Source organism: Treponema sp. UBA7570, assembly GCA_002477955.1.
Taxonomy (GTDB): Bacteria; Spirochaetota; Spirochaetia; order Treponematales; family Treponemataceae; genus Treponema_D.
Genome location: DLLE01000028.1, coordinates 42,776 through 61,199 on the forward strand (window position 1 = coordinate 42,776; position 18,424 = coordinate 61,199).

Below are 18,424 nucleotides of genomic sequence, written 5' to 3' on the forward strand. Positions count from 1 at the left end.
TTAATAGTCGGCTTTTTTTATAAAAAAACAAAAGGCTCCATCGAATATCGGTTTAGTTCATCGCCCTCTCAAGGCGGGGAGACGGGTTCGACTCCCGTTGGAGCTAAAAAAAGCTTAAAGACATCTTTTGGGATGTCTTTTTTTATGGGCAATGTCCCAAAAGTATATTTTCTGCCATTTTAGGGTCTGCCACGAAAATCTAAATGAATATATTGCAATCATTTAGAGATTGCTAACCGAGCTTGCTATGCAAACATCGCAGTATCAAGAACGACAATGACATTTAGAACTTATTAGGCATCCCCCTTCCCCCCCCTCCAACAAAAAGAAGCGAACCCGCGAGGTGAGCGTGCCGACTGGCGAAAAGGTTCCAGAAAATATTGCAAAACCTTAAAATCTTACGTAAAATCAACTTATATGAACCAACTTACAGGTACCGTTTTAAGCGGCTCGAACAATGTCTTTGAAGTTGAATCTTTTTCCGAAGATGACGGAGGTTTTACAACCCGTTCATGCGCCCTCAAAAGCAAAAGGTTAAAATCAGACAAAAAATATTACAATCCGCTTGCTCCTGGCGACATTGTCCAAATTGAAGTTGACAGTCTTGAAGACAAAAAAGGTCAAATTACGGCTTTGGTTCCGCGCAAAAACGAATTCGTACGTTGGAACGTAAAAGGACGTTCTCCGCAGCTTCTGGCAGCAAATCTTGACTATGTAATTCTCGTTACAACCCCAGAAGAGCCTGATTTCCGTCCGCGTTTTATTGACCGCGAACTTGCACAGGCCGAAAGACAGGGAATCGAACCGATAATTCTCGTCAATAAATGCGACCTTGAAGGTTCTCAAGACGAATCATTCTTAAAATACGTTTCAATCTGGGAAAAACTCGGATACAAGGTGATGAAAATTTCTGCAAAAACTGGCGAAGGCATGGTTGAGTTTGCACATTTTATCCAAAACAAACTCTGCGCGCTTGTAGGCCAGTCCGGTGTCGGAAAATCATCTCTTGTAAACGTTCTGGACAGCACTGTCGTTCTCAAGACAGGAAGTCTTTCTAAAAAATACGGCAAAGGAAGCCACACAACAACAAAAGGCACTTTGCTTCACATAAAATTAAACGAATCGCTTACTGGCGGCATCCAAGGCGCTGTAGCCTCAATAATCGACACTCCAGGAGTCAGACGCTTTGTACTGCACGGCATCGAATCAAAAGACCTTGCACTTTACTTTAGGGAATTTTCTCCCCTTGTCGGAAAATGCAACTTTGGCTTAAGCTGCACACATATAAACGAAAAAGGCTGCAAAATTCTCGAAGCCGTTGAATCTGGCAAAATCAGCCGAGAGCGCTATGAAAACTGGAAAAAAATCTCAGAAGAAATAAAAACAGGCAGCTGGACAGACTAACAATGTGGCACAAAAAAACACTCGAAGACCTTGCCTATTTTAGAATCCGCGACACAATTGCAGGATTTTGCGCAGGCGAAGAATCACAGGAACTTTTTAAAACAAAACTTCCGTTTACAGAAAATGAAAAAATCGAAGAATTAAAAAATTTAAGCCGGGAATGGGACATAATTCTCAATTCAAAATCTTCTTTTTCTATAAAAAGCTGGAATCCGGTTCATTCTTTTTTTAAGATTTTACGTATTGAAGGAACAACTCTCGACCGCGAACAGCTTTTTGCAATTTTGCAGTTTGCAACTTCGGCCCTGAACGCAGAAGAAACAATAAACACCGCTTCAAAAACACTGTCCGTAAAAAAACTTCATTCACTCTCGCAGACTCTTCCGGAAAATGAGCTCTTGGCAGTAAAAAACGAAATTTCGCGAGTCCTGGACAAGGACGGACAACTAAAAGACCTTCCGGTTCTACGCGAAATCCGCGCAAAAATCGCCCAGCTTAAATCAGAAATTGCAGGAGCGCTCAAAAAATACACGGCAGATTCAAGCCTTTCAAACGTACTTTCGAGCAATGTTCCGGCGTTCAGGGCAGACAGGCAGGTTCTTGCGGTAAAAGCGAATCAGCGCGCACGAATTTCGGGAATTGTCCACGAAGTAAGCGCGTCAGGCCAGACAATTTTTATCGAACCTGACGAAGTCGTACGAAAAAATAATGAACTTATTCAAGAAGAATTCCATCTTCAGAGCGAAACACGAAAAATCTTTACAGAACTCACAGCAAAAATAGCGCCCTATGTTGAATTCATTTCTTCCGCCCTCAAAATTCTAATCAAACTCGACCAAACTTGCGCGGCGGCCCGCTGGGGAATTGAAAACGACTGTACATATGCGCTTTCTTGCACAGAAAAAGACGGAACCGCTCTTCCTCCTGCCCTCGTCGCAGCAAGGCATCCGCTTCTTGGCGAAAAAGCCGTTCCAATAGACATGAAATTTTTAAACGAAAAAAATGTTCTCATAATCACAGGCCCAAACACCGGCGGCAAAACAGTCAGCCTCAAAACCTTTGCGCTTTTTGCGCTTTTAAACCAGACTGGATTTCCACTTCCGGCAAAAGACGGCACAAGGCTTCCTGTATTCAACTCGGTTTTTGCAGACATTGGCGATGAACAGTCAATTGACCAAAGCCTTTCAACTTTTTCCGCACATATGAAAAACATTGCGGCAGCGGTAAAAAAGGCAGATAAAGACAGCCTTGTTCTGCTGGATGAACTTGGCAGCGGAACAGATCCACAGGAAGGCGGAGCAATCGGAATGGCAGTTCTTGACCATCTTATCGAAAAAAAAGCATTCGTCCTTGTCACAACCCACCACGGAATTTTAAAAAATTACGGTTACACAAACAAATTCTGCATAAATGCAAGCGTAGATTTTGACACGGACACGCTAAGCCCGACATACAGGCTTTTGATGGGAGTTCCGGGAGAAAGCCACGCCTTAGACATTGCAAAACGTTCAGGCTTAAGCTCAGAAACAGTCGGAAAAGCAAAACACTACATTCAAAGCGAACAGGCAGACGTAAGCACGCTCATAAAAGGTCTTACCGAAAAATACGCCCAGCTTGCAAAAGCCGAAAAAGAAGCAGCAGACCTCGAAAGCCGTCTTAAAGAAAAAGAACTCAAGCTGGAACAAAAGCTTCTTCGTCAAAAAGAAAAAGAACTCGAACTTAGAGAACGTGAGCAGCAGGAATCAGGACTTTTTGTTTCGCAAACCCGCAAAAAACTCGAAAATCTCGTGCGGACCCTCCGCGAAGGCGAAATAACCCGCGAAAAAACACTCAGCGTAAAACAGTTTTTAAACGAACTTACAGGCAAAGTCGAAAAATCAGACAAAGCCCTCGAAGAAGAAAAAATCCGTCTCGAAAAACAAAAAGAAGAATTCGAAAAAAAATTAAAGTCAGAACCTGTCCGCCTGGAAAACGGCATGCTCATAAGCACAAACAGTTCAAACCGCCAAAAATCAAACAAGGCAAGCAAAAAAAAGCTCAGCAATGCGCAGGCACTCGCACTGGCAAAAAACACATACACAGCAGAAGAAGCAGAAAAACTCAGCGCACAAGCAGGCTCAAGTTTCGTAACAAAGGCGCAGACCGTACAAGTTTCGCCACTTGCCTTCGAAGCCGGCAGCGAAGTTCTGCACAGGGCAACAAAAACACGCGGAACATTGATTTCCAGCATAAAAAAAGGCGTTTGGTCAGTACAATTAGGCTCAATCAGAATGAATTTAAAAGAAAAGGATCTTGAGCTCATAGCCCCAGCCCAAATTCGCGCGACTGTCAGCATAGAACTTGCCCAAGACATTTCTGGACAGGCAAAACCAGTTTTCGAGCTGCGTCTCCTCGGAATGCGCGAAGAAGAAGCCCTCAAAGCCCTTGCACGCCAGCTCGACCTCTGCCAAATTCACAATTTCAAAACCTTCTCTATAATCCACGGCAAAGGAAACGGCATTTTGCAGCAGTCAGTCCAAACATATCTTTCGCAATACCCGGCCGTCAAAAGTTTTCATTACGCTTCGCCAGAAGACGGCGGATTCGGAAAAACCTATGTTGAATTAAATTAAAGGAGGGGAAAGCCTTCCCCTGCGCGCCCGCTGCGCCGGCCGCTACCCCTTCAAGCGGGGGCACCCCGCAACGCCCCGCAAAACTGCTATAGACAGCTCACCAAACTCTGCTTTTTATAAAAAAAATCCGTGCAACATTCTGCCGCACGGATTTTTTATCAAAAGCTACACTTCCGGATTAAAGCTTACCGTTCTTAAGACGTCGCCAAATACTCCGGCCGCAGTAACGTCTGCTCCTGCTCCGTAACCGCGGATTGTCAAAGGAATTGGCGTATATCTTGCTGTTTCAAATACAAAGGCATTTTCACCGCCTTTTACCGCAAATAAAGGATTTTCTGGTCCTACTTCCAGCATTCCGACAGAAACCTTGCCGTTTTTTATCGATGCGCCCATTCGCAAAACTCTATTCTGCTTTTTAAGAGAAGCCATTTTTTCATCAAAATAAGAATCAACTTCCGGCAAACGAGCCATAAACTCGTCTACAGTTCCTTCTATGCTGAAATTTTCAGGAAAAATCGAATTCATTTTTATGTCAGAAAGTTCAATTTCCATTCCGGCTTCGCGCGCAATAATCAGAGCCTTGCGTGCAACATCAGTTCCTTTAAGGTCGTCGCGAGGATCAGGTTCCGTAAAGCGCATTTCTTTTGCTTCTTTTACCGCTTCGCTAAATTTTTTTCCTTCGTCGAGTTTTCCAAAAATATACGAAAGAGAACCTGACATAATTCCGTTAAAACCTGCAAGGCTGTCTCCAGATTTAAACAAGTTCTGCAAAGTATCAATAATCGGAAGTCCTGCTCCAACATTTGTTTCGTACAAAAAGCGCACATGATTTTTGTTCGCAGTTTCACGCAATTCACGATAATACTGCATAGACATTGAATTTGCACGTTTGTTAGGAGTTGCGACATTCATGCCAGAATTCAAAACATCAAGATAGCGTTCTGGAAGATCGTAGCTTGCCGTACAGTCAACAAAAATAGGATTTAGAGGCTTGTTTTCCTTTACAAATTTTAAAACTTCATCAAGATTCGTCTTTTTTCCAGAAACAGAAACTGCATTTCTCCAGTCAGACAAATCAAGTCCATTTCCGTCAAGAAGCATTCCTCGCATTGTCGCAATACAGCAAACTTTTATGTCGATATTCTGTTCTTTCAAAATCTTCTGCTGTTTATAAATCTGATCAAGCAAGGCTCCGCCAATTGTTCCTGCGCCAAAAGCAAAAACTTCAATCGGCTGAGTTGTATTAAAGAAGAATCTGTGTGTTGTCTTTACGGCAATGTCGCCATATTCACCGGCAATTACTGTCGAAATTGAGCGTTCGCTTGAACCTTGTGCAATCGCAAGAATATTTATGCTTCGGCTCGAAAGCGCATTGAAGAATTTTCCTGCAACACCACGATTTTGTTTCATACCATCGCCGACAATCGACACAATTGCACAGTCTTCGATTACACTTATCGGATTTATAAGGCCGTCACGGATTTCAAATGCAAATTCAGACTCAAGAGCATCTTTTACTTCTACGCTCTGGCTTTGGCGTACACAGAATGAAATTGTATATTCTGAAGAAGATTGAGTAATCAAAAGCATGCTGATTCCTGCACGGCTTACTGCGGCAAAAATTCGGCTTGCAATGCCAGTTTTACCTTTCATTCCTCCACCGCTTACTGAAACGAGGGCTGTTTTTTTCAGACAAGAAATTCCGCAGACAGGCCCAACTTTTTTTTCAGATTCAAAAGGGCCGCGGCCAATTCTAGTTCCGCGCGCCTTGGGATTGTGAGAATTTAAGCTCCATGCTTCGATTCCGCGGGCAACAAGAGGGGCGAGAGTTTTTGGATGAAGGACTTTTGAACCAAAGAACGAAAGTTCCATCGCCTCTTCGTAAGTCATATCGTCAACAAGAATTGCATCGCTTACGACACGAGGATCGGCAGTATAGATTCCATCAACATCTGTCCAAAATTCAACTTTTTTAGAAGCAAGGCAGGCGCCTATTATTGCGGCAGAAAAATCCGAGCCATTGCGCCCCAAAAGTCCCATTTTCGGCTCATCATCGGCATGCGCAGACCAACCGCATACAAATCCTGGAAAAAGAAGAATCTGCGCCTGAGAACATTCAGCTCCATCGCGGTAAGGTCCAAGAGCTTCCGAAGTTCTTGCATAATCAGGATCGCTTTCAATCTGGTTTCCAGTTGTAAAGATGAATTTTCGGCTGTCCAAAACAAGAACATTCTGTTTTTTTGCAATAAGAATTGCATTTATAATCGGAACACAGCACAGTTCGCCCATCCCCATTATGCGGCAGTAAATTGATTCCGGACATTCGCCAAAAGCCGCAACGCCAGAAAGCAATTTTTCAAGTTCAATAAAGTTAGGTTCGATTTTTGCCATTGTAGAATCAGAGTCAAAACCTGCTACAGAAGCATGAAGCTGGGCGCAAATATCTCCATGAGTCCTTTTTATGCCGTCTATGAAATTTGCAGGAAGCGAACCAGAAACACAGCCGTCAATAGCGGCCTGAAGAGCATTAGAAACTCCGGCAACGGCAGAAACAATTACGCTGATCCTGTCAGTTTTTGCCCTGCCAAGCATAATTTCCACAGAATCAAGCATTCTGCGGGCGGATCCCATCGAAGTACCACCAAATTTCAAAGTAAGCATACAAACCTCACAACTTTTTAGAAGTTTCAATTATAATGAATAAAAACTCTTGTTACAATCAGAAAAGATTCTGCATTTTTCTATTAAAATCGATTATATTATTCAATTTTTCAAGAATCACTTTACACAAAAAACTCGAACAAACACGAAAAAACCGTTTTGTTGAAAAAGTGAAATTTTAGTGCTAAAATGAATTTCGAACGCACAAAAAGATGTTCTAAAATAACATTCATTACGGGAGATTATTATGAAACCTACTTTACTCGTACTTGCGGCAGGAATGGGAAGCCGTTACGGCGGAATCAAACAGATTGATACAGTTGGAAAAAACGGAGAGTGTCTTCTTGACTACGCTGCATATGACGCTAAAAAATGCGGTTTTGAAAAAATCGTTTACATAATCAGAAAGGACATTGAAAAGGATTTCCGTGAACGTCTTTTTGACAGAATTGCAAAAAATATCGATGCCGAATATGTTTTTCAGTCGCCAGAAGCGCTTTTGACTGCCGACGAATACGCACTTTCTCAGACAGCCGGCCGCAAAAAGCCATGGGGAACTCTTCACGCTGTCCTCTGCGCAAAAAAAGCGCTCAACACTCCTTATGCAGTAATCAATGCAGATGACTACTACGGACGCTCAGCATTTGAAACACTCGGAAAATACCTTTCTTCTATCGACAATAGCTGCACAGAACACGCAATGGTCGGCTACATTCTCGGAAAAACAATGAGCAGAAACGGTTCTGTAAGCCGTGGAGTCTGCCGGACAAAAGACGGCTACCTTGAATCAATCACCGAAAACACAAAAATTTACTATACTGGCGAAAATTTCAGCGGAAACGAAATTGAATCAGATTTGAACGGCACAATCTACAAACTGACCGGAAACGAAACTGTCAGCATGAATCTCTTCGGCTTTACACCTGCCGCTTTCGATGAATTTGAAAAATACTGGGACGGATTCAAAAAAACAAACCTCGAAGAACAAAAAGCAGAAGCGCTTCTTCCAGTTGCCGCAAGTCAAATTATCAAAGACAATAAAGGCAAGATAAAAGTATTCACTTCCGAAGAAAGCTGGTTTGGCATGACTTACGCAGAAGACAAACAGGTTGTAAAAGACGCAATCGCCGAAAAAATTGCATCTGGCTACTATCCTGAAAAACTTTGGGACAAATAATTGAAACTTTTAACACCAATTCGCTCAGAAAAAGTATGGGGATACGAAGACTGGATTGCTTCAACCCACAAAGACGGTCCCCAAAAAGATTTTATTGAACTCGTAAAAGATTATCCTCTTCTTGTAAAGATCATTCAGGCAAATGACACTCTTTCTGTCCAGGTTCATCCGGACGATAAAACAGCCGTTGAACTTGAAGGTGAAGGCTCCCGCGGAAAAACTGAATGCTGGTACATTCTTGACTGCAAAAAAGGCGCAAAACTGATTGCCGGCTTAAAAGACGGCTGCACAAAAGAACAGATTTCTGCCGCAATAAAAAACGGAACGGTTTCTGGACTTATGAACAGCGTTGAAGTAAAAAAAGGCGACTTCATCTTTATTCCAGCAGGAACTGTGCACGCAATAGGCGGAGGAATTCGTCTTATGGAAGTCCAGCAGAGTTGCAACATTACATACAGGCTCTACGACTGGGAACGTCCGCGCGAACTGCATATCGAAAAAGGCGTAAAATCAATAAAACTCGAAGCAGACACAAAAAACTGCTTTTCAGACGGAAAACCATTCAGTTTGTCGCCAATTGCGCCTCTTGCACAAAATTTTGAGTGTCCGTATTTTTCGCTTATCAAAAAAAATTTTTCTGGCGGATATTCATTTCTTGCTTCCAAAAACGAAGGCTATGAACTTTTATTCGTTGTAAACGCAGAAAAACTAAAAGCAACAAGAACAGATTCCGACGGACAAAAAGTTCTTTTTGAAACCTTGCAAGCAGAACAGATTTTTGCAGTTTCTCCGGGAGAAAAAGTCACTCTCGAAGGCAAGGCAAAAATAATAAGAATTAAAGCAAAATAAAAAAAGCACCATAGAACTTTTTCAAGAACACTACGTCAAAAACTCCATGGCACTTTCTATTTTCAGTTTTTTTTCAGACCGAAATTATCGTTTCAAGGGCAATTCTCATCATATTTGTAAAAGCCGTCTGTCTCTCTTCGGCAGTAGTTTCTCCGCCTTTGAGAATATGGTCGCTAACGGTCATAATTGCCATTGCACGGCGGTTATATTGCGCGGCAAGAGTAAAAAGTTCTGCGCTTTCCATTTCGATTCCTTTAACGCCGTATTCTTTCCACTTCTTCCAGTTTGAATTGATGTCATAAAAAAAATCTGAAGAAGCAACAGAACCAATCGTATAGCGGATTCCCATTTTTTGAGCAACAGAATCGGCAGTTTTTACCATATAAAAATCGGCAGTTGGAGCAAAATGGAGAGCGCCAAATCTTTGGTTTAAAAGACAGGAATCTGAACACGCTGAATTTACAAGAACTGTATCTCGCAGCTCAAGCTCTTCAGAAATTGCTCCGCAGGTTCCAACGCGAATCGCTTTTTGAACGCCATAATCCTTAAAAAGTTCAGTAGCATAAATTGAAAGCGAAGGCTGTCCCATTCCAGTTCCCTGAACGCTTACAGGAACACCCTTGTAAGTTCCCGTATAACCGTACATTCCGCGCACTTCGTTATACAATTTTGGATTTTCCAAAAAATTCTCTGCGATAAATTTGGCACGAAGAGGATCTCCAGGCAAAAGAATATTTTCTGCAATTGCTCCAGCAGGAGCGTTAATATGTGTGCTCATTTTTTCTCCCATTAAAACAGCGATTATAACTTTTTTAATTTTACTTTCGTTTTTAACAGAATACAACTCCAAAAATCGCGCCTGCTAAAACTATAAAAACAGGATGAAGTTTTGTCGTAAACAAAACGACAAGGCAAAGAACATAAAAAGCCGCATTAACCGCACTGATTATAATTCCGCTCTGCCAAGTTGAAATATCCGACGCTACAAAACCCGAAGTAACAGTGATAAGGGCAAGAATAAGAATTTTTGCCGCCGCAACCGCAATTACGCCAGAAACAGCAGGACGCAATGTGGAAAAAGCAGCCTGAACACCTTTTTTTTCGGAGAATTTGCCAAAATAGCGGGCAATAAGCATTATTACGATTAAAGAAGGCAATACCTGTCCAAATGTCGTAATAATTCCGCCGAAAACACCGTAAAGTTCCGTGCCAACATAAGTCGCAAGATTAATTCCAATCGGACCAGGAGTAGATTCAGAAATTGCGACCATATTGAAAAATTTTTCAGCCGAAAGAAGCTTTAAATTATCAACCGCAATTTGCTGAATAATTGTAATTCCAACCTGACCTCCGCCAATTGTTATAAGTCCTATATAAAAAAACACTGCAACAAGACAAAAAAGTCCTACTGATGTTTGATTTTGAATCTGTGTCATAATAAATTCTGTCATATTTTTCTCCAGCTAATTCTCTAAATTTATTTTTTTACCTGTTTGTTTCCGTCGGAAGCGGAATTTTCTTTTTTTGAAACTTTCTTAAAATCACCGCGAAAAACTGCAATCAAAATTCCAAGAATGCAGCTTCCAAGAATAATCCAAATTGTTCCAACGTTAAAAACAAAAATCAAAAGGAACGAAATCACAAGAAGAATAAAACCAAAAATGTTTTTTACAGACTTTTTTGAAAATTTGTAAACTGCGCTGGTCAAAATTGCAGCAACAGCAACGTTAATTCCACGCAGCGCTTTTTGAACCCAAGCAAGTTCTGCAAAATTATTTATAAAAAGCGCAATAATCGTAATTATTATAAGCGAAGGGAAAACCATTCCAAAAGTCGAAACACATCCGCCAATTACGCCAAGTTTCTTGTAGCCTGTAAAAGTAGCAACATTTACAGCAATAATTCCTGGAGTTGACTGGCCAATTGCAAACCAGTCAAGAAGCTCCTCGGAAGTAGTCCAGCCGCGTTTTTCAACAAGCTCAAGCTCAAGAATTGGAAGCATTGCAATTCCGCCTCCAAAAGTGCATAAACCGACCTTGAACATTACGCTAAAAAGTTCCCACAAAATTTTTAATTTTTCTTTCATATTGTCCACCTGTTTTTTTATCCGCTCAACAAAAAGTTTGACGAAAAGATTTTTTACATTGATAATGATTATACAAATAATTGGAGGATTATAAAATATGGCAAAAAAATCTCGAAAAACAAAGGATTACTTCGGACTTCCATGGCTTGTAAGTGTGCTTCTTGCCCTCTTTCTTGGCCCGCTAATGGGAATTTTTACACGGCTTTCCGAAAAAAAGATTGTAGCGGCAATTCTACGCATATTTTTCGGCTGGAATATCGTCTGGCTAATTGACTTTATTCTCGTTCTCTTTGGAAAACCTATTCTTCGGCTAGTAAACTTTTAATTTTCACTTAAACACCTAACAAAAAAATACGGACAGCAGACGCTGTCCGTATTTTTTTCAACTTCGTGTATCTACATACTACACTTATGAATTCTATCTGTTATATAAGCAGTTCAATTCTTTTAGCCACTCGCACTTTTTGCTGGCAATTTCTCCGTAAAGCATATCATATCTCATTCTCCATGACCAATTTGCACAGGCTTTTCCCGGCGTATTCATTCTGCAATCAGAACCAAAGCCGTACAAATCCTGCATTGGAACAAGAGCAAAAGAAGCTGTGCTCGAAAAACAAAGACTAACAAGTTTTCGGCACAAACTTCCGTCAGAACGCATTGCACATGCCTCAGAAAAACCTACCTTCCGTCCTTCCAAATACGACGCAACAAGGCACAAATTCTCTTCATAAAGCGAATTCAGCATTCCCTGGGTTGTGTCGTTGTCGTGGGTTCCAGTATAAGCAACGCAATTTGCATTAAAAAAATTATGAGGCAAAAAAGCATTTACAAGAGAGCCTTTTTTTTCTTCCGCACAATCAAAACCAAACTGAATTATTTTCATTCCGGGAAGTCCGCATTTATCGCGCAACCGGCGCACACTGTCCGTAATTTCACCCAGATCTTCGGCGATTAAAGGCAATTCTCCGAGCTCATTTTTTATCGCCTTAAAAAGAGCGATTCCGGGTCCTTTGAGCCATTTGCCCTTTTCGGCAGTCTTAGAACCAAATTTTACAGCCCAATAAGAATCGAAACCGCGAAAATGGTCAATCCGCACATAGTCAACAAGCTTTAAAATATTTTTTATGCGCAAAATCCACCATTCAAAACCGTCTTCCGAAATTTTTTTCCAGTCATAAAGAGGATTTCCCCAAAGCTGACCTGTCGGACTAAAATAATCCGGCGGAACTCCAGCAACAACGCTCGATTCCCCGTTCTCCTTTAATTGAAAATATTTTTGGTTTGCCCAAACATCTGCGCTGTCAGCACTTACAAAAATCGGAATATCCCCGATAATTTCAACATTTTTTGACTTTGCATATTCATGAAGAGCATTCCATTGCGTAAATGCAAAAAATTGAATCAATTTTGTCGTTAAAATTTCATCTTCGTGACTTTTCTTCCATAAGCTGACCGCATTTTTCCGGCAAAGCCGCAATTCTTCAGGCCAGGCTTTATTCCACATTCCTTCGTCATCGTAATGCGATTTTATGCTCATAAAACAAGCAAAATCATCAAGCCAAAAATCGTTTTCTTTGCAAAAAATTCCAAATTCAGTCTTCAGTCCTTTTAAGCCGCCGTCCAAAAGTTTTAGCGCAATTTTCTTTAAAACGCCAGTTTTCCACCAGACAACGCTTCCAAAGTCAACATTTCCGTCAGTTTTTATGTAATCTGGCGGAACAATTTCATCTTTTTGAGCCCATCCACGCTCAAGCAAATCCTCAAAATCAATCAAAAGCGGATTTAACGCAAAAGCCGAAAATGGCTGGTAAGGCGAGTCTCCGTAACCAGTCGGTCCCAAAGGCAAAACTTGCCACAATTTAGTGCCAGAAGCCGAAAGCCAGTCGACAAAATCAAAAGCCGGACGGCCAATAGTCCCGATTCCAGCAGAAGCCGGCAAAGACGTAGGATGAAGCAATATTCCAGATTTTCTTTTTAAATTCATAAATCCAATTCTAGCACATTAAAATTCAAAAAAAATTAAAAATCCGTTTTTTTTCTTTTTTTTCGGGCGGCTTTTTAGGACAAGCCTAAAAACCGTGCTTTCCACTGTTCCGCTTTCGCTCCAAACCGGCAAAGCCGGTTCGCCTGCGGCGCAGTTCCAATCACTGCCGTGCGCATATTGCGCACACTAAAATAAACGAGTTTTGCGCAAGCAAAAGTCGCGGCATAACTTTTGTTATGCCAAATCACTGCCGTGCGCATATTAAGTTCGCAATAGTATTCTCTAAAACACATATTTTCTATATAATTTGCAAATTATGGACAATTTATTACAGATTAAGGATTTATCAGTAAATATAGAAAATAAACAGGTTTTAAACGGCGTTTCTTTAAATATAAATGCCGGCGAAACTCATGTTCTTATGGGACCAAATGGAGCTGGAAAATCAACCCTCGGATACACAATTATGGGAAATCCCCGCTACACTGTTTCTAGCGGAAAAATTTTCTTTGATGGAGAAGACATTACAAGCCTTCCGTCAGACAAACGCGCCGCAAAAGGTCTTTTTTTGAGTTTTCAGTCGCCTCTCGAAGTTCCAGGAATTTCTCTTGAAAGCTTTATACGAAGCGCTCTTCAAGCAGCAACAGGACAGAGAGTACGGCTTTTTCAGTTTCAAAAAGAGCTAAAAGAAAAAATGGCTCTTCTCAACATGGACGAAAGTTATGCAAAACGAGATTTGAATGTCGGTTTTTCCGGCGGAGAGCGCAAAAAGAGCGAAATTTTGCAGCTTTTAATGCTCAAGCCAAAGCTTGCAATTCTTGACGAAACGGATTCTGGACTTGACGTTGATGCAGTTCGCACTGTTTCAAAAGGAATCGAAGAATATCAAAAGTCCGCAAATGGCTCTCTCCTCGTAATTACACATTCGACAAAAATTTTGGAAAGCCTTAAAATCGACAGAACGCATGTTCTTGTAAAAGGCAAAATCGTAAAAGACAGCGGGGCAGAACTCGTTGAAGAAATCAATGCCAACGGTTTTGAGCAGTTTGAAAGAGGAAATCTGGCATAACGCTTAAAGGACAGACAAATGGCAGAAAAAAACAACGAAATACCAGAAGTTTCCGATTCTCCATACGATTTTAAATATGAAGAAAAAGGATTTTACCGCAATAAGCAAGGACTGACAAAAGAAATCGTCGAAAAACTTTCAGAAGACAAGCACGACCCTGAATGGATGAGGGAATTCCGCTTAAAAGCTCTCGAAATTTACAACGAACTTAAAGTTCCGGAATGGGGACCAGATATTTCAGGACTCAACATAGATGAAATCGTAACCTATGTTCGTCCAAACACGCAAATGCAGACAAAGTGGGAAGACGTTCCTGAAGACATAAAGCAAACTTTTGAAAAACTTGGAATTCCAGAAGCAGAACGCACATCTCTCGCAGGCGTTGGCGCACAGTACGACTCTGAACTGGTTTACCACAACCTTCAGGACGAAGTAGCAAAGCAGGGAGTTATCTATACAGACTTTGAAAGTTCACTTTCCGGGCCTTATGCAAATATGGTCAAAGAGCATTTTATGCAGCTTGTAAAACCTTCCGACCACAAATTTGCAGCTCTTCATGGAGCCGTCTGGTCTGGAGGAAGCTTTGTCTATGTTCCAAAAGGCGTAAAAGTCGAAATTCCACTGCAAAGTTACTTCCGTCTGAATGCAAAAGGCGCCGGACAGTTTGAGCACACTCTCATAATCGTAGACGAAGGCGCAGACGTTCACTTTATCGAAGGCTGTTCCGCACCAAAATACAACGTTGCAAACCTTCACGCAGGCTGTGTTGAGCTGTACGTCAAAAAAAATGCACATTTGCGCTATTCGACAGTCGAGAACTGGTCAAAAAATATGTACAATCTCAACACAAAACGTGCGCGGGTTGAAGAAGGCGGTTCAATCGATTGGGTCTCCGGTTCATTTGGAAGCCACATTTCCTACCTTTATCCAGAAAGCGACCTTGTCGGAAGAGGCTCCCATGCGGAATTTACAGGCGTAACCTTTGCAGGCGAAGGACAGGAACTGGACACAGGCGCAAAAATGGTTCACCTTGCGCCAGACACAACTTCGCTCATAACCTCAAAATCGCTTTCAAAGGCTGGAGGTTCTTCGATTTACCGAAGCGCAATCTACATTGGACCGGAAGCAAAAGGCTCAAAAGCAAGCGTAAGTTGCGACGGACTTATGCTCGACAACAAAAGCCGCTCCGACACAATTCCTGCAATGGAAATCCACACGGACGAGTGCGCAGTCGGACACGAAGCAAAGATTGGCCGCATTTCTGGAGACGCAATTTTCTATCTTATGAGCCGCGGAATCAGCGAAGAAGAAGCACGCACAATGATTGTTTCCGGTTTTGCAAATCCTGTTTCAAAAGAACTGCCGCTTGAATACGCAGTCGAAATGAACAACCTGATTCGTCTGGAAATGAAGGGCAATATGTAAAAATACAAAGGGGCGCCTGCCCCTCGCTGCAAACCTGCGGTTTTACGCTGCCCCCTCTCCTGGGGAGCGCCCCAAGCCCCCGAATGCAGCCTTAAATTTACAAGGAATGTAATTATGACAAAAAAAATTTCTTATCATAATGTAAATAAAACGCCGTACCTTACATGGAACTGGCTCAAAATGAACCGAGGCGTTCTCGATACAGAAATCGACACTTCTGTCGTTCCATGCGCAAAAATCCGCGGAGCAACAGACGGCTTGATTCTCTACAAAGACGACGGAAACGGCTGCGCAGAAATTGCCGAACTCGAAGAAAAACTTCCTTTTATGGCGCAAAGTTCAAGTACAGACACTACAGACATCATCAATTCACTAAATTCCGTAAAATTTGCGCTTACAGCGCAAAAAAAATGCACAGAACCGATAATTTTGGATTTTGAGCTCAAAGACGGACAGACATATTCTGGACGGCAAATTGTAATTGCCGAAGAAAATTCCGAAATCACCGTAATAATGAACTACACGTCTCTTCCTTTTGACGGCGGTTTTTGCGCAATACAGACAAAACTTTGGGCAAAACCATATTCAAAAATTCACCTTGTGAAAGTTCAGCTTTTAGGCCAAAAATACACTCACCTTGACGACACTCAGTTTTTTGCAGAAGACAACGCAAGCGTAAAAGTAACGCAAATTGAACTCGGATCAAAACAGGCTTTTGCAAACGTAACCTGCGCACTTTCTGGTTACGCTTCAAGCTTTACAAGCGAAACCGCCTACACCGCAAAAAATGAACAAAATTTCGACATAAATTACTGCGTTTCGCACACAGGAAAAGACACAGAGTCAAAAATGAGCATAAAAGGCACTCTTTTGGACAATGCAAAAAAACTTTACCGCGGAACAATCGATTTTAAGAGAGGCTGCGAAGGTTCAAAAGGCAACGAATACGAAGAAACCCTTCTAACCTCGCCAACTGCCGTAAACCGTTCAATTCCAATGATTTTGTGTGGAGAAGAAAATGTAGAAGGCGCCCACGGCGGAAACCTTGGTAACCTAGGCACCGAAGAGCTGTTTTATTTTCAGTCGCGCGGAATTGACGAAAAAACTGCAAAATCAATAATGACACGTGCAAAAATAATGGAAGCAGCTTCGCACATTTCTGACGAAAAAACAGTCAGCAAAATAAAGGCGTTTATCGGCGAAGAAGAAAATTAAACAAAAAAAACGAGGTGCACAATGCAGAAAGTAACATTTAAAACAAAAGGAACTTGTTCAAAATCAATAACATTTGAACGCGACGAACAAAACAGAATTCACAATATAAAATTTGAAGGCGGTTGCGACGGAAACTTAAAGGCAATATCAAAACTCTGCGAAGGAATGACAGCCGAAGAAATTTCAACAAAACTTTTAGGAAACCTTTGCCGCGACAAAGGAACAAGCTGCGCAGACCAGCTGGCAAAAGCCGTCATGGAAAAATAAAATTGATGGAAAAGTCAAAAAAATCGGGCTATAATATTCAATAGCACAAAAATATAAAAAGCCAAACAAAAGTTTTCAACAGGCATTTTTATGGGAGGAACTTTATGAACAGTTTAAAAATCGGAATTTCAATCATCATTTCATCATTGATTCTTGCTTTTGGCCTTACAAACATAATTACGCCAGAACGAAGCGTTTCTGTGCGCGGACTTTCAGAAAAAGAAGTTGATGCCGACCTTGCAATCTGGAATATGGCTTTCTCAACAGGCGACAACAATCTTTCGTCTTTGCAGCAGTCGGTTATTTTAAAAACTCAGACAGTAAAAAAATATCTCAAAGACCACGGGCTTGATGAAAACGACTTTACTGTGCAGCCGGCGGCAATTACGGACAATTCCCTCAATTCATACATGGATCAAAGCAAATTGCGCTATACTTTTATTGCAAGACAGACAATCTTAATTCGTTCTTCAAAAATTGAAAGCGTAAAATCCGCTTATGCAGATTCGCTAAACTTGGTTTCGAGCGGAATTGCAGTTCTACAGGAATATGACGGCAAAGTAAACTACGAATTTACAAAATTGAATCAAATAAAACCGCAAATGATTGCAGAAGCCACAGAAAACGCAAGAACCGCAGCAGAACAGTTCGCCCGAGATTCAAATAGCAAGGTTGGAAAAATCAAAAAAGCAACACAAGGCTTATTCACAATCGAAGACGCAGCTCCCGGTCTTGAAGAAAAAAAGAACGTAAGGGTTGTAACCACAGTTGAATATCTTTTAAAATAATCAATTCTAATTTCTTTTATCAGCGGTCTTGACGTACAAGGCCGCTGATTTTTTTTTGCAATTTTCGTTCAGTAAAAAATTAGAATTTAAATAAAGCTTCCTATAAAATGCACGAAAAATGCCAAAATCCATGCAAGCGCACATTGCCAGAGCGCAACGCCAGCTGCCCAGCCTGTCCCAAGTTCGCGGCGGACTGCAGAAATTGCCGCAATGCACGGCGTATACAAAAGACTGAACACCAGAAGGCTTGCCGCAGCAAGAGGTTTTATTGCGGCTGAAACGTCTCCAAAAAGGATTTCCATTGTAGAAACTACGCTTTCTTTTGCAATAAATCCGCTTATCAGCGAGGTTATGATTTTCCAGTTTCCTAAACCGATTGGACGGAAAACTGGTTCAAGGATTCCGGCAATTGAAGCGAGAATGCTTTGCTGTGACTCAGAAACAAGCTGAAACCGCAGATTAAAGCTTTGCAAAAACCATATTATGATTGTTCCGATAAAAATTACGGTAAATGCGCGCTGCAGAAAGTCTTTTGATTTTTCCCACAAAAGCTGGGCTACATTTTTTTTACCAGGAAGACGGTAGTTTGGAAGCTCCATTACAAAAGGAACGGCTTCTCCTTTAAAAAGCGTTTTTTTTAAAAGCAGGGCGACAAAAATTCCTGAGACAATGCCAAGAAAATAAAGTCCGCCCATAATCAGACCGCCGTGCTTCGGGAAAAATGCGCTCACAAAAAATGCGTAAATCGGAAGTTTCGCCGAGCAGCTCATAAAAGGTGTAAGCAAAATGGTCATGCGCCGGTCGCGTTCGCTTGGAAGGGTTCTTGTGGACATTACGGCAGGAACAGTGCAGCCAAAACCGATTAAAAGAGGAACAATGCTGCGTCC

At 41.5% G+C, this 18,424-nt stretch carries 16 protein-coding genes and 1 tRNA gene; 11 read left to right on the top strand and 6 right to left on the bottom strand.

Annotation, left to right across the window (positions count from 1 at the left end):
- The first annotated feature begins 33 nt into the window (after window positions 1-33).
- The 3 genes from B4N75_RS02930 to B4N75_RS02940 all read left to right on the top strand — a co-directional run bounded on the left by B4N75_RS02930 (window position 34) and on the right by B4N75_RS02940 (window position 4,016).
- Window positions 34-106, top strand: a tRNA-Glu gene (locus tag B4N75_RS02930).
- A gap of 311 nt (window positions 107-417) precedes the next feature.
- A complete protein-coding gene (gene rsgA / locus B4N75_RS02935) occupies window positions 418-1,404 on the top strand; it encodes a ribosome small subunit-dependent GTPase A (protein WP_296667340.1) in 987 nt (328 codons plus the stop codon).
- A 2-nt stretch (window positions 1,405-1,406) separates the two neighbouring features.
- A complete protein-coding gene (locus B4N75_RS02940; RefSeq protein WP_296706554.1) occupies window positions 1,407-4,016 on the top strand; it encodes an endonuclease MutS2 in 2,610 nt (869 codons plus the stop codon).
- 165 nt (window positions 4,017-4,181) lie between these two features.
- Here the strand turns inward: B4N75_RS02940 and thrA are convergent, their stop codons facing one another.
- Window positions 4,182-6,677, bottom strand: coding sequence for a bifunctional aspartate kinase/homoserine dehydrogenase I (gene thrA, locus B4N75_RS02945; protein WP_296667345.1), 2,496 nt, complete (start codon window positions 6,675-6,677; stop codon window positions 4,182-4,184).
- A gap of 247 nt (window positions 6,678-6,924) precedes the next feature.
- Between thrA and B4N75_RS02950 the strand changes: the two genes are divergently transcribed.
- Together B4N75_RS02950 and B4N75_RS02955 are read left to right on the top strand one after the other, a co-directional pair.
- Window positions 6,925-7,854: a hypothetical protein gene (locus tag B4N75_RS02950; protein WP_296667348.1), complete on the top strand. Its 930-nt coding sequence runs from the start codon at window positions 6,925-6,927 to the stop codon at window positions 7,852-7,854.
- Window positions 7,855-8,703 (top strand): type I phosphomannose isomerase catalytic subunit, encoded by an 849-nt coding sequence (locus B4N75_RS02955; protein ID WP_296706555.1) that lies wholly within the window; start codon window positions 7,855-7,857, stop codon window positions 8,701-8,703.
- A 73-nt stretch (window positions 8,704-8,776) separates the two neighbouring features.
- Here the strand turns inward: B4N75_RS02955 and deoD are convergent, their stop codons facing one another.
- From deoD to B4N75_RS02970, 3 genes are read right to left on the bottom strand one after another with little or no spacing between them, the layout of a single operon-like run.
- Entirely contained in the window at window positions 8,777-9,481 is a 705-nt protein-coding gene (deoD, locus tag B4N75_RS02960; protein ID WP_296019748.1) for a purine-nucleoside phosphorylase, read from the bottom strand.
- A gap of 52 nt (window positions 9,482-9,533) precedes the next feature.
- Window positions 9,534-10,154: a chromate transporter gene (locus B4N75_RS02965; RefSeq protein WP_296667709.1), complete on the bottom strand. Its 621-nt coding sequence runs from the start codon at window positions 10,152-10,154 to the stop codon at window positions 9,534-9,536.
- A 26-nt stretch (window positions 10,155-10,180) separates the two neighbouring features.
- Window positions 10,181-10,789 (bottom strand): chromate transporter, encoded by a 609-nt coding sequence (locus B4N75_RS02970; protein ID WP_296706556.1) that lies wholly within the window; start codon window positions 10,787-10,789, stop codon window positions 10,181-10,183.
- Between the two features lie 97 nt (window positions 10,790-10,886).
- On the opposite strand from B4N75_RS02970, the gene B4N75_RS02975 reads away from it, so the two are divergent.
- The gene (locus B4N75_RS02975) at window positions 10,887-11,114 is read left to right on the top strand and encodes a hypothetical protein (RefSeq protein ID WP_296667713.1); all 228 of its coding nucleotides are present in this window, start codon (window positions 10,887-10,889) and stop codon (window positions 11,112-11,114) included.
- A gap of 93 nt (window positions 11,115-11,207) precedes the next feature.
- Here the strand turns inward: B4N75_RS02975 and malQ are convergent, their stop codons facing one another.
- Entirely contained in the window at window positions 11,208-12,773 is a 1,566-nt protein-coding gene (malQ, locus tag B4N75_RS02980) for a 4-alpha-glucanotransferase (RefSeq protein WP_296667715.1), read from the bottom strand.
- A 316-nt stretch (window positions 12,774-13,089) separates the two neighbouring features.
- Between malQ and sufC the strand changes: the two genes are divergently transcribed.
- The 5 genes from sufC to B4N75_RS03005 all read left to right on the top strand — a co-directional run bounded on the left by sufC (window position 13,090) and on the right by B4N75_RS03005 (window position 17,537).
- Window positions 13,090-13,842, top strand: coding sequence for a Fe-S cluster assembly ATPase SufC (gene sufC / locus B4N75_RS02985; RefSeq protein WP_296667717.1), 753 nt, complete (start codon window positions 13,090-13,092; stop codon window positions 13,840-13,842).
- Window positions 13,843-13,860: 18 nt separating this feature from the next.
- Window positions 13,861-15,267, top strand: a complete 1,407-nt coding sequence (gene sufB / locus B4N75_RS02990) for a Fe-S cluster assembly protein SufB (protein WP_296667719.1) — start codon at window positions 13,861-13,863, stop codon at window positions 15,265-15,267.
- A gap of 114 nt (window positions 15,268-15,381) precedes the next feature.
- A complete protein-coding gene (locus tag B4N75_RS02995) occupies window positions 15,382-16,482 on the top strand; it encodes a SufB/SufD family protein (protein WP_296667721.1) in 1,101 nt (366 codons plus the stop codon).
- A 21-nt stretch (window positions 16,483-16,503) separates the two neighbouring features.
- Window positions 16,504-16,749, top strand: coding sequence for a TIGR03905 family TSCPD domain-containing protein (locus B4N75_RS03000; protein WP_296667723.1), 246 nt, complete (start codon window positions 16,504-16,506; stop codon window positions 16,747-16,749).
- Between the two features lie 104 nt (window positions 16,750-16,853).
- A complete protein-coding gene (locus tag B4N75_RS03005; protein ID WP_296019771.1) occupies window positions 16,854-17,537 on the top strand; it encodes an SIMPL domain-containing protein in 684 nt (227 codons plus the stop codon).
- Between the two features lie 86 nt (window positions 17,538-17,623).
- Here the strand turns inward: B4N75_RS03005 and B4N75_RS03010 are convergent.
- On the bottom strand, window positions 17,624-18,424 hold an 801-nt coding region (locus B4N75_RS03010; RefSeq protein ID WP_296667725.1), incomplete at its 5' end, for a ferrous iron transporter B.

Bases quoted from the DNA above. Each gene is read 5' to 3' on its own strand.
- thrA (WP_296667345.1), bottom strand. From the start codon at position 6,677: ATGCTTACTTTGAAATTTGGTGGTACTTCGATGGGATCCGCCCGCAGA.
- deoD (WP_296019748.1), bottom strand. From the start codon at position 9,481: ATGAGCACACATATTAACGCTCCTGCTGGAGCAATTGCAGAAAATATT.
- rsgA (WP_296667340.1), top strand. From the start codon at position 418: ATGAACCAACTTACAGGTACCGTTTTAAGCGGCTCGAACAATGTCTTT.
- B4N75_RS02950 (WP_296667348.1), top strand. From the start codon at position 6,925: ATGAAACCTACTTTACTCGTACTTGCGGCAGGAATGGGAAGCCGTTAC.
- B4N75_RS02970 (WP_296706556.1), bottom strand. From the start codon at position 10,789: ATGAAAGAAAAATTAAAAATTTTGTGGGAACTTTTTAGCGTAATGTTC.
- B4N75_RS02975 (WP_296667713.1), top strand. From the start codon at position 10,887: ATGGCAAAAAAATCTCGAAAAACAAAGGATTACTTCGGACTTCCATGG.
- malQ (WP_296667715.1), bottom strand. From the start codon at position 12,773: ATGAATTTAAAAAGAAAATCTGGAATATTGCTTCATCCTACGTCTTTG.
- B4N75_RS02965 (WP_296667709.1), bottom strand. From the start codon at position 10,154: ATGACAGAATTTATTATGACACAGATTCAAAATCAAACATCAGTAGGA.
- B4N75_RS03000 (WP_296667723.1), top strand. From the start codon at position 16,504: ATGCAGAAAGTAACATTTAAAACAAAAGGAACTTGTTCAAAATCAATA.
- B4N75_RS03005 (WP_296019771.1), top strand. From the start codon at position 16,854: ATGAACAGTTTAAAAATCGGAATTTCAATCATCATTTCATCATTGATT.
- sufB (WP_296667719.1), top strand. From the start codon at position 13,861: ATGGCAGAAAAAAACAACGAAATACCAGAAGTTTCCGATTCTCCATAC.
- B4N75_RS02940 (WP_296706554.1), top strand. From the start codon at position 1,407: ATGTGGCACAAAAAAACACTCGAAGACCTTGCCTATTTTAGAATCCGC.
- sufC (WP_296667717.1), top strand. From the start codon at position 13,090: ATGGACAATTTATTACAGATTAAGGATTTATCAGTAAATATAGAAAAT.
- B4N75_RS02995 (WP_296667721.1), top strand. From the start codon at position 15,382: ATGACAAAAAAAATTTCTTATCATAATGTAAATAAAACGCCGTACCTT.